Annotated in this window: 9 protein-coding genes and 1 pseudogene; 3 read left to right on the top strand and 7 right to left on the bottom strand. The window is 67.8% G+C overall.

Annotated elements, in window-relative coordinates; genetic code table 11:
- A partial coding sequence (locus A5733_RS26580) for an AMP-binding protein (protein ID WP_076242249.1) occupies positions 1 to 1,287 on the top strand: 1,287 nt, incomplete at its 5' end.
- On the opposite strand, the gene A5733_RS26575 is transcribed toward A5733_RS26580, so the two are convergent.
- On the bottom strand, positions 1,284 to 2,090 hold the full coding sequence (locus A5733_RS26575; protein WP_076242247.1) for an SDR family oxidoreductase: 807 nt from the start codon (positions 2,088 to 2,090) through the stop codon (positions 1,284 to 1,286). The two genes, A5733_RS26580 and A5733_RS26575, sit on opposite strands and share 4 nt — an antisense overlap.
- Before the next feature lie 84 nt (positions 2,091 to 2,174).
- Here A5733_RS26575 and A5733_RS26570 point away from each other — a divergent pair, with 84 nt between their 5' ends.
- Positions 2,175 to 3,443 (top strand): MFS transporter, encoded by a 1,269-nt coding sequence (locus A5733_RS26570; RefSeq protein WP_231965649.1) that lies wholly within the window; start codon positions 2,175 to 2,177, stop codon positions 3,441 to 3,443.
- A gap of 18 nt (positions 3,444 to 3,461) precedes the next feature.
- Here the strand turns inward: A5733_RS26570 and A5733_RS26565 are convergent, their stop codons facing one another.
- Together A5733_RS26565 and A5733_RS27785 are read right to left on the bottom strand one after the other, a co-directional pair.
- Positions 3,462 to 3,848: a DUF4267 domain-containing protein gene (locus A5733_RS26565; RefSeq protein WP_142254232.1), complete on the bottom strand. Its 387-nt coding sequence runs from the start codon at positions 3,846 to 3,848 to the stop codon at positions 3,462 to 3,464.
- On the bottom strand, positions 3,845 to 4,000 hold the full coding sequence (locus tag A5733_RS27785) for a hypothetical protein (protein ID WP_197508233.1): 156 nt from the start codon (positions 3,998 to 4,000) through the stop codon (positions 3,845 to 3,847). The genes A5733_RS26565 and A5733_RS27785 overlap by 4 nt, the downstream gene beginning before the upstream one ends.
- A 194-nt stretch (positions 4,001 to 4,194) precedes the next feature.
- Here A5733_RS27785 and aceA point away from each other — a divergent pair, with 194 nt between their 5' ends.
- The gene (aceA, locus tag A5733_RS26560) at positions 4,195 to 6,477 is read left to right on the top strand and encodes an isocitrate lyase ICL2 (protein WP_067768159.1); all 2,283 of its coding nucleotides are present in this window, start codon (positions 4,195 to 4,197) and stop codon (positions 6,475 to 6,477) included.
- A gap of 123 nt (positions 6,478 to 6,600) precedes the next feature.
- On the opposite strand, the pseudogene A5733_RS28065 reads toward aceA, so the two are convergent.
- The 4 genes and pseudogenes from A5733_RS28065 to A5733_RS26540 all read right to left on the bottom strand — a co-directional run.
- Positions 6,601 to 6,729, bottom strand: a pseudogene (locus tag A5733_RS28065) (SDR family oxidoreductase); the annotation flags it as partial.
- The gene (locus A5733_RS26550) at positions 6,729 to 8,114 is read right to left on the bottom strand and encodes an HNH endonuclease signature motif containing protein (RefSeq protein WP_076242244.1); all 1,386 of its coding nucleotides are present in this window, start codon (positions 8,112 to 8,114) and stop codon (positions 6,729 to 6,731) included. The pseudogene A5733_RS28065 and the gene A5733_RS26550, both read right to left, overlap by 1 nt.
- A gap of 88 nt (positions 8,115 to 8,202) precedes the next feature.
- Positions 8,203 to 9,513 (bottom strand): acyltransferase, encoded by a 1,311-nt coding sequence (locus A5733_RS26545; protein ID WP_076242243.1) that lies wholly within the window; start codon positions 9,511 to 9,513, stop codon positions 8,203 to 8,205.
- 44 nt (positions 9,514 to 9,557) lie between these two features.
- On the bottom strand, positions 9,558 to 11,063 hold the full coding sequence (locus tag A5733_RS26540) for a bifunctional aminoglycoside phosphotransferase/ATP-binding protein (RefSeq protein WP_076242242.1): 1,506 nt from the start codon (positions 11,061 to 11,063) through the stop codon (positions 9,558 to 9,560).
- Between the last annotated feature and the right edge of the window lie 73 nt (positions 11,064 to 11,136).

The raw sequence follows: 11,136 nt of genomic DNA, 5'->3' as shown, positions 1-11,136 counted from the left end.
GGGCGCGTGCTGACCTTGATCAACCAGCGGCTCAGCCCCGCCGAGCAAGCGGTTCAGCTGGCCACTGCGGCGCCGCGCCTGGTGCTGGGCGATGAGCGGTATCTGTCGGCGCTGCCCGATGACGTAGTGACCAACGCCGTCGCCTTCGAATCCGACCGGTGGCGGGCCGCACCGGCAGCCGACCTACCGTGCCCCACCGCCGGGAATCCCGACGATCCGGCCTGGCTGTTGTTCACCAGTGGATCCACTGGCGTACCGAAAGCCGTTGTGCACAGCCATCGTTCGATCCTGGCCGCGGTGTGGGGTTCGGTCGAGGGCCGCTCGGTGCCGCCGGGCGGGGTGTACCTGCTGCCGTTCCCCATGTGTCACATCGCCGGGTACAACATGCTGGTCCAGCACGCGGTCGCCGCCACGGTGGTGCTGTGCGCCCAGTTCCGGCCGGACGGTTTTGCCCAGCTGGTACACCGTCACGCGGTGAGCTCATGTTCGTTGGCGCCAACCATGCTGCACTCCCTGCTCGCCCACCTCGAGCGCACCGGCACGGCGCTGCCGTCGCTCACCGCGATCGCCTACGGGTCGGCGGCGATGCCGCTGGACCTGTTGCGTCGCGCGATCGACACCCTCGGCGTCGACTTCCACCAGGGCTACGGGATGACCGAAACCGGCGGCAACGTCACGTTTCTCGGACCCGAGGACCATCGGGCCGGCGCACACGGCCATCCGGAGCTGCTGACCAGCGCCGGCCATCCGCATCGAGGCGTGCAGATCGGCATCGCCGATGCCTCCGGCGGCCTCGCCCCCGTCGGGCAGGTCGGCGAGATCCTAGTACGCGGCCCGCAGGTGACACCCGCATACTGGCCCGACGGCACCAGTACCGACGACGGTTGGCTGCACACCGGCGACATGGGGCGCCTCGACACCGACGGCCGGCTTTACGTGGTCGACCGGCTCAAGGACATCATCGTCACCGGCGGCGAGAACGTCTCCTCCCGCGAGGTCGAGGACGCCCTGTCCAGCCACCCCGGCGTCGACCAGGTGGCGGTGGTGGCGGTGCCCGACGACTACTGGGGCGAGGCGGTGTGCGCGGTGGTCGTCGCGGCCTCGGGCCCTCGCCCGGCCGCCGAGGAGTTGATCGACCATGTGCGCGGTCAGCTCGCGGGGTTCAAGAAACCGCGGCTGGTGGTGTTCACCGAGGCACTCCCGCTGACCGCCAACGGCAAGGTCGCCAAGGATCGGGTTCGCGCGATCGCCCGGACCGCCGCGGCGGGCCAGGCCGCGCAGGGCTAAGGGGCGTCGGGCGCCGTCCGGTTGATCAGGTTACGGATCGCGGCGTCGGACTTGAGCACCACCTGCGCCCGGTCCGGCGCACTGTTCAGCTCCGCGCGCTTGGCATTACCTCCGGCCACGTGAACCGGCCCGTCGCCGAGATGGTCCAGACCTTCGCGGGCGACGTCGGCCGGATCGTTGATCAGCATGCCGGGTGCCTCGAAGTTCAGGCCCGCGCGCTGCATCGCCGGGGTGCGGGTCACCCCGAGCACGAGTTCCAGGACGTCGACGTTGTATTCGCGCAGCTCCAACCACAGGCTCTCGGCGAACAACCGGCCGTAGGCCTTCACCCCGCCGTAGACGGTGTGGCGCATCGACCCGGCATACCCGGCCAGTGAGCCCACCAACAGCAGACCGCCCCGGCCGCGCGCGGCCATCGGCCGCCCGAAGTGTTGGACGAGCTCCATCATCCGGGTGACGTTGAGGTCGACGACCTTCTGGAAATCGGCCAGCGGCGCGTCGAGAAAGCGTTCGCTGCACGTGTTGGCTCCGGCGTTGTAGATCAACAAACCGACCTCCAGGTCGGCGGTGGCCTCGGCGATCTGCGTGGTCGATGCGGCGTCCACCAGGTCGACTGACAACGTGCGCACCTGCGCGCCCAGGTCCCGGCAGCGTTGTGCGGTGGCCTCCAGCGGCGCGGGTTTGCGTGCCAGCAACACGAGGTTGAATCCGTCCTCGGCGAGCATGCGGGCGAACTCGGCACCCACCCCTTCCGAACCGCCGGCGATCACGGCCCATGGCCCGTATTTGGCAAGGTCGGTCATGCCTCGGATGTTATCTTTGGCCGCCGACCCGCCCCGTGGTCGGCCCGCGAGGAGGAGATCATCGGCACGTCCCCAGTGACGGTCCTGGCGCCGGGGCCCGCAGACGTGCACGGTCCGCGGCGGGCGTGGGCGGCGGTGGCGCTGCTGACGCTCGTCGGAACCCTCAACTACGTCGACCGATTCCTTCCTTCGGTGCTGGCTGAGCCGATCAAACACGACCTGGCGCTGTCCGACACCGCCATCGGGGTGATCAACGGGTTCGGCTTCCTGATCGTGTACGCAGTGCTCGGTGTCGCGGTGGCCCGGATCGCCGATCGCGGCGCATTCGGCGCCGTCGTTGCCGCCTGCCTGACGCTCTGGGGTGGCATGACCATGCTCGGCGGCGCAGTCCAATCCGGATTTCAGCTTGCCCTCACCCGGGTGGGCGTCGCGGTCGGCGAGGCCGGCAGTACCCCGGCCGCGCACGCCTACGTGGCCCGCAACTTCCCGCCCCGGCGTCGCGCCGCACCCCTGGCGGTCATCACCTTCGCCATTCCCCTGGCCAGCGGCGCCAGCCTCATCGGCGGTGGGCTCTTGGCCGAAAACCTGGGCTGGCGTACAGCATTCGTCGTGATGGGCGCATTCAGCGTCGTGTTCGCTCCGCTGGTGCTCGTGGTGGTCGGGGCCCGCCAGTCGCTGCCGCCGGCGCCGTCACCGCAGCCGGGCTCCGCCGTCAGATGGTGGCATCTGCTTCGCAAGCCGAGTTTTATCGCAGTGGTCTGTGGCACCGCGTGCATCTCGGCCGCCGGTTATTCGCTGACCACCTTCTCCCCTGCCTTCCTGATGCGCACCCGCTCCATGTCGCTCGGTGAGGTCGGTGTGGAGTACGGCCTGGCCACCGGCGCGGCCGGAGTGCTGGGTTTGTTGATCGTGGGCCGGCTGGCCGACCGGCTCGCGGTGCGCGACCCCCGGTGGCTGCTGTGGATCGTCGTGGTGACCACGGCCCTGCTGCTGCCGGCCTCGGTGTTGGCGTTCACCGTGGAAAGCCGTACGGCGTGTGTGTGGTTCCTGGCGCTCAGCTACGTCATCGGCACCGCGTACATGGCCCCGTCGATCGCCGCCATCCACCGGCTGGTGCTGCCCGAGCACCGGGCCACCGCGTCGGCGATCTTCTTGTTCTTCAACGCCACCCTGGGCGCTGTCGGCCCGTTCGTCACCGGCGTGATCAGTGATGCGCTGACCGACGAGCTGGGCGTGCAGGCACTGGGCCGGGCCCTGCTGATCCTGGTGCCGGCCCTGCAACTGCTGGCCATGGGCTGCTATCTCGCCGCCGCGCGCTGGTACCGCCGCGACATCGTCGAAGCTGCGGGTTAATCCAGGGTTAGTTGAGGGTTAGGTCTTCTCGGCCGGGCGCCGTCGACGCGTCGCACCCCAGAGCCCGACCCCGATACCGACCACCGCGCCGCCGAGGCCCACGACCTGCTGCGATCGCGGCAGCTGGTCGTGGACCGCCATCCCGCCGAGCAGGTCGGCGGCGTCGGCACCGCCGGAGGCCAGAAACCAGCCGCGGGTGTTCGTGCCGCGCAGCGCGGCCGCCAGCAGCAACCCGCCGATCAGCGCGTCGCGGTATCCCATCGACCGCCACAGCAGCTGCGCGGTGGCGTCAGGGGTTTTCCGTGCGCCCCACCACCGGTCGGCCCGTGCGGGGTCGACGAGAAATGACACACCCGACGCGAACCGAATCGCCCCAGCGGCCAGCGCGGCCACGTCCGCCATCAGCTCTTCTTCTTCGGATCGTGAATCTCCGGCGGCCCGTCGGGGTGAAGCGCCCCACCCTCGCCGACCCAGTCGTTGATCTCGGCGGCGTCCTCCGGGCTGACCGGGCGGCGCCGACTGAAGATTGATTTCACCTTCCTCGTGAGCTTCGACATCCATCGATCCTAGGTCGGAAGCCCCCGCCATCCCACGACTCTGGCCAAACACCCTGCCGGAGGCCCACTTTCAACCAGCGGCCGGGCGGGAGCTGACGAGCCGCCCCGGCCCCCGCGTCGATTTGCGCCAACTGGGTACCTCACGGGCTGCACGCCGCGATAATCAGCAGTACCCGAGTTGAGGAGCGAGAGACATGGCCACCATCGAAGCCAACGCACAGACCGACTCGTCATTCGAGAACGACGTCGCGGCCACCCAGGCCTATTTCGACAGCCCTCGCTTCGAGGGCATCATCCGCCTCTACTCCGCCCGTCAGGTCGCCGAGCAGCGCGGCACCATACCGTCGGACTATCCGGTGGCCCGGGAGGCCGCCACAGCGTTCTACCCCTACCTGCGCGAACTGTTCGCCCAGAAGAAGAGCATCACCACGTTCGGCCCGTACTCGCCGGGCCAGGCGGTGGTGATGAAACGGATGGGCATCGGCGGCATCTATCTCGGGGGGTGGGCCACCTCGGCCAAAGGCTCGATCAGTGAGGATCCCGGCCCCGATCTGGCCAGCTACCCGCTGAGCCAGGTGCCCGACGAGGCCGCGGGGCTGGTGCGGGCACTGCTGACCGCCGACCGCAATCAGCAGTATCTGCGGCTGCGCATGAGCCCGGAACAACAGGCGTCGACACCGGCGGTCGACTACCGGCCGTTCATCATCGCCGACGCCGACACCGGCCACGGCGGCGATCCGCACGTTCGCAACCTGATCCGGCGGTTCGTCGAATCCGGGGTGCCGGGGTATCACATCGAGGATCAGCGTCCGGGCACCAAGAAATGCGGCCATCAGGGCGGCAAGGTGCTGGTGCCGTCGGACGAGCAGATCAAACGGCTCAACACCGCCCGGTTCCAACTCGACATCATGCGGGTGCCGGGCATCATCGTGGCGCGTACTGATGCCGAGGCGGCCAACCTGATCGACAGCCGCGCCGACGAGCGTGATCAGCCGTTCCTGCTGGGCGCGACGAACCTGTCGGTACCAACCTACAAGTCGTGTTTCCTGGCGATGGTGCGCCGGTTCTACGAGCTGGGCATCACCGAGCTCAACGGCCACCTGCTGTATGCCCTGCCCGACGGTGAATACGCGACCGCGGATGCGTGGCTGGAACGCCAGGGCATCACGGCCCAGATCGCCGAGGCCGCCAAGAGCCATCGCGACGGGGACTCGGTGGATGCGTTGTTCGACAAGGTCGAGTCGGCGTTCGTCGACGCGTGGCAGGACGACGCCGGACTGAACACCTACGGTGAGGCGGTCGCCGAAGTTCTGGAGTTCCGGGAACGCGAAGGTGAGCCGGGGCCGATGAGCGCGGCCGATTGGCGCGCCTTCGCCGCCCGGGCCTCGCTCTACACCGCCCAGCAGAAGGCCCACGAACTCGGGGCCGACGTGGCCTGGGACTGCGAGCGCGTCAAGACCCCGGAGGGTTACTACCAGGTGCGCGGCGGCATTCCGTATGCCATCGCGAAATCGTTGGCGGCAGCACCCTTCGCCGACATCCTGTGGATGGAGACCAAGACCGCCGATCTGGCCGACGCCAAGCAGTTCGCCGACGCCATCCACGCCGAGTATCCCGACCAGATGCTGGCCTACAACCTCTCGCCGTCGTTCAACTGGGACACCACCGGCATGACCGACGACGAGATGCGAGCCTTCCCCGAAGAACTCGGCAAGATGGGCTTCGTCTTCAACTTCATCACCTACGGCGGCCATCAGGTCGACGGCGTAGCGTGCGAGGAGTTCGCCACCTCCCTGCAGCAGGAGGGCATGCTGGCCCTGGCCCGGCTGCAACGCAAGATGCGCCTTGTCGAATCTCCTTACCGCACACCGCAAACCCTGGTCGGTGGTCCACGCAGCGATGCCGCGTTGGCGGCCTCCTCGGGCCGTACCGCAACCACCAAGGCCATGGGTAAGGGCTCGACGCAGCATCAGCACCTGGTGCAGACCGAGGTGCCCAAGAAGCTGCTCGAGGAGTGGCTGGCGCTGTGGAGCGACCACTACAAGCTCGGCGAGAACCTGCGGGTACAGCTGCGTCCCCGCCGGGCCGGTTCCGATGTGCTGGATCTCGGCATCTACGGTGACGGCGAGGAGCCGCTGGCCAACGTCGTCGTCGACCCGATCAAGGACCGGCACGGCCGCAACATCCTGACGGTGCGCGATCAGAACACCTTCGCCGAGAAGCTGCGGAAGAAGCGCCTGATGGACCTCATCCACGTCTGGCTGATCCACCGGTTCAAGCCGGAGATCGTGTACTACGTGACGCCGACGGAGGACAACGTCTACCAGACCGAGAAGATGAAGGCGCACGGCATCTTCAGCGACGTGTATCAAGAGGTCGGCGAGATCATCGTCGCCGACGTGAACCAAGCCCGCATCGACGAGCTGCTGGCCCCCGACCGCGAAGCACTGGGCCGGTTGATCCGCAAGGAGGACTAGCGGGCCCTGCGTCGCGTCGCGCGTCGCCGCCTCGGGCTGCGTCGCTTTCTACGGCAGTGTCGTAACCCGCGTGGGTCAACAGCCCCTGGGTAGAAAACGGGCGTCCTAGTGGCGTATTCGACCTCACTGCCGCATGTGTGATGCCCCGCCGATATACCACGTCTGGCCGTTGATCCATTCGGCGTCGTCGGACAGCAGGAACGCGGTGACGGCGGCCAGGTCCGCGGGCTTACCCAGACGCGTGGAGCTCGCTACGAGCCCTCTTCGGGTGGGTGGAAGAGGTCTTCGGGGTGCCAGTAGTGGTTGATGCGGTCCTGGCCGGTGTCCAGTAGCGGTGGAGGGATCCATTCGACGCGGCCGTCCTCGCGGATGCGGGTGCGCCAACCTTTGTCGTGCACGAGGCGGTTGCTTTTGGGGCAGGCCAGGGTCAAGTCGGTGATGTCGGTGCGTCCGCCCGCACCGAAATCGGCTTTGGCGTGGTGGGTTTGACAACGGTCAGTGGGGCAGGTGCAACCCGGCCGGGTGCAGCCGCGGTCACGGTCGTGCAACACCAGCCGCTGCGCTGGGGTGGCGATGCGTTTACTGCGCCCCAGATACAACGGCACCTGGCGGTGATCCTCATAGACGACGAGGTAATGGTGGGAGTGGGCGCCCATGCGGATCACATCTTTGATCGGCAGCTGAACACCCGACGCCGTCAGCCCCATGCCGGCGAGGGCCAAGAGTTCCCGCAGCGTGGTCGACACCACCACGGTGACCGGCAGCCCGTTGTGTTGGCCCAACTCGCCGGACGCCAGGGCGTTGCGGCACAAGGCAAGCAGCGCGTCATGGTTGCGTTGCGCCGCGGTGCGGGTATCGCGGCCGACGGCCTCGGCGCTCGGGGTGCCGGTGACACACGGATGCTCGTCGGCGGAGTTACACATGCCCGGGGCCGCGTAGCGCGACAGGATCGGGTCGAGGGTGGCGCGGGCTTCAGGGGTGAGCCGGCCACGGATCTCACTCATCCCATCGGCACCTTGGGGCCCGATGACGATCTCGCCGCGGGGCGCGGGTGTGTCGTCGGTGGGTTCGTTCCCGTCTTGGTTGAGCAGGAACGCGATTCGCTCGGCACATTGTTTGAGAGTTTCAGGGCTGTTGGTGCCGGCGATGCGGGCCAGGTCGGCATCGATCTGCGCGTGGGTGACCACATCCAGCGGGATCGGTGGCTTGGCGAAGAATTTGCGAATGATCTTCACATGCTCGGCGTTGATCAGCCCACCGGCCTGGGCCGCGGCAGTGGCCGGCAGCACCGGGCCCAACTCCTGGCCGGTGAGACTGCGGCGCGGCCCCAGTTCAGCTGCCTCGGTGAGGCGGCGTTTGGCTTCGGATTGGCTGATGCGCAGCCGGATCGCCAGCACATCGGCCCAGCTTTTCGCGCCGATCTCCGAGGGTGTGGTGCGGGATTGGATCTCAGCGAGCAGGGCGTGATCGATTGCGGGGGCTCGGCGCGCTTGGTGTTCACGCCGGGATTGCAGCTCCAAAAGCTCGGGCAGGCTCAAATTCTCATAAGACAAGGCAGCGAGGCCGTCACCGGCCGCGTCGTAGGCATCGTAGGCGGCCAGCACCGTCTCCCGGTCGGAGGCAGTGGTCGAAAGCATGTTCGAATTCTATCGCCGAACCGCGACAAGCCAGCCAGTTATCCACAGCGCACGATTCATCCACAGATTTTGCCGCACAACAGAATTGTTACTTGACAACCTGCTTGACAACCCGCCCCGCACAGGCCCGCGCCGCCACCGCGGCGAGGACAAAGCCGCCGAGCGCGGACCAGCCCAGCATCCCGTCGAGCCCGTTCTTGGCCATCAGGGTCAGCGCCGCACCGGCCACGCACAGCAACGCACCGGTGAGCACCGATCGGGCGCCGCTGACCACAAAACCGCTGTCCCACCACGGCAGTGGCCGGTGCTCCAGTGGGGAGAGCAGGCGAAAGGCCACGGACATGAGCACCGCGAAAACCGCTGCGCGCAAAGCCAAGTGCGCCCAGAAGCCCGGCGCGTGTGGATCGAATGCGTCGAGACCCACGGCATGCAGGCTGAAGGCCGCGGCCGCGATCACGGGAATGTGCCACAGGTACAACGTCATCGCTCCCCCGTTACCGGTGGCGACCAGGTACCAGACCCGCGGGCGGGTGGCCCAGCGGCGGATCGGGTTCGCCGCAGCGATGAACAAACACGGTATCCAGGTGCAGTGCAGGGCCAGCAGCAGGGTCGGCGGCGAGACGTTGGACACCCGCTCGGTTCCGGTGACGACGAGGGACACGTCGTAAATCCCGGTGAGAGCGACGATTACCTGCGCGACGAAGGCGACGACCGCGATCCCCAGCGCCCGGCGTGCCGAGATCAGGTGCCGGGCGTAGGCCACCCCGATCACCATCGGGATCAGCCATACGATGATCAGGTTGGCCGTGCCGGCCTCCGGTGTGCCGACGGCGAAACGCACGGCATCGACCACACCGGAGGCGGCGATCAACCCGGCGACCACCCACGCCAACCCGCGGCCGGTATGCAACCGCATGAGCACTGGGACGAAGGCGAGCACCACGAGGTACACCCCGAGAAACCACAGCAGCGCCACGCATTCTCGCCCCAGCGCGGCAGCGGACTCGGCACCCATCGTGGCATGCACCACGATCAGGATCACCGTCCACGCCGCCAGGTACCAGAACACCGGCCGACACAGTCGTTGTGCGCGGGCCAGCAGCCAGGCACCCCAGGGGCGCCCGGTGCGCCAACTGTAGGCACCGGCGGCGCCACCGGCCATGAAGAACAGCGGCATCACCTGCAGCACCCAGGTGATCGGAGCCAACCCGGGAAGAGCGCCGAGAATGTTGCCCACCCGCACGCCGCCGGAATCGATGGTGGCCAGCAGCAGCGCGCAGTGGCCGAACATCACCACCAGTAGGGCACCTAACCGGGCCACATCGACGGCGCGATCACGTTCGGGCACAGTGTCGGGGGCGACGGTGTCCGGGGACGGCACCGCCTCGTCAGTCGGCATGTTCCCAGTCTGCCGGTCCCGGCGGCCGGTCGGGATGGGTAGTACTACGCGTCCTCGGACACCGCCAACCGACAGATCCGCCGTGCGTCGGCCACGGAATCCGCCAACGGCCGGCTGGTGTCGATCACATGGCCGTCGCACGCCTGCGCGTCCTGCTCGGCCAGGGCGGCCGCGATCTGTGGGGTCGCATCGGAGGTGGTCGCGGTTCGGGTTCGAATCCGTTCGGAAGCCCGATCCAGAGGCACCGAACACGTGAATTCCACTGTTGGCACAGATATCTCAGCGGCCAACCGATGGGCCCGGCGGCGTTGATCCGGGTTGCGCCACGTGCCGTCGAGAATCACCGAGACCCCGTGTTCCAGCTGCCGGCGGGCGCGGTGCAGGACCTCGTCATACACCACGGCCACGTTCTGCGGCGTGTACAGGCCCGCATCCAGGCTGCCCGGCTCACCCTCGATGACACCCGCATCGGCCAGTTCGCGTCGCACATCATCGGTGGACACCACGTGCGCCGGCAGATGCGGCGCCAAGGCGTGAGCCAGGGTGCTCTTGCCCGTGCCCGGTCCGCCGCCGACGATGACCAGCTGCACCGTGCCGGACCGCAGGTGTGTCAGCGCCAGCTCCAGATGCCGACGCGCGTCCACCGCGGCCTCGGGCCGGCCCTGACCGGCACGGACGCACTCGACCTTCGCTCGCACCCCGGCCCGGTAGGCGATGTAGAAATCGATCAGCGACTGTGGGGCCGGGTCCTCGGCATATCGCCGGTAGTGGTCGAGGAAATGACCGGCAAGATCGGCGCGGCCGAGGAACTCCAGGTCCATCGCGAGGAACGCGGCGTCGTCGATGCCGTCGACGTGGCGCAGCGCGTCGTCGAATTCCAGGCAGTCCAGGATCGCCGGACCCGTCGGTGGACAGAAGATGTCGTCGGTGAGCAGGTCGGCGTGTCCGTCGACGATGCGTCCCTGCGCGATTCGCGCGTCGAACAGTTCGGCGCGTCCGGCGACGTATTGTTCGACCAGTCGCCGGATTTCCAGGACGACATCGGACTCGATGTCCCGAAAGCGTTGCAGCTCATCCAAATTCTGACGCCAGCGGGCGATGACAGCCTGGCCGCTGCCCTGTGCGTCAACTGTCGCACCACGCTCGGCGTTGCGGTGAAACTCCGCCAGGATTCGGGCGATCTCGTCCAGCCATTGCCCTACCTCCGCACCTGCCTCGACCAAGCTCGACAGTCGGATGTCGTCGGCATACCGCCGCATCACCACCACCGGCTCGGCGCCCTCGCCGTCGGGGCCGACGAGGTGCGCCACCCCCAGATAGCTGTCGGGTGCCAGCCGGCTGTTCAACGCAACCTCATGACAGCAGGCCGCTTCTCGTTGCTCCGGGGTGGTGAAGTCGAGAAAGTCGGTGACGATCGACTTCTTGGCCTTGTACGCCCGGCCGCCGAGCAGGATCACGACGCCGGTATGTGTCTCGTGGACCTGTGCATCGAGATTTCCGGCGATCGCCCATGGCTCTTGTGCACCGTCGCGGGCTGGTTTGTCGCTCATATGTATCCATCGTGCCGACGTGGGTGGGCTGTCGCCAGGGCCCTTGGTCCCGAACTCAGGCGCCAGCGCTCGA

The organism is Mycobacterium sp. NS-7484, assembly GCF_001953975.1.
Classification (GTDB): Bacteria; Actinomycetota; Actinomycetes; order Mycobacteriales; family Mycobacteriaceae; genus Mycobacterium.
The sequence above is the reverse complement of the archived record's forward strand: the minus strand, read 5'-3'. Positions and strand labels throughout refer to the sequence as shown.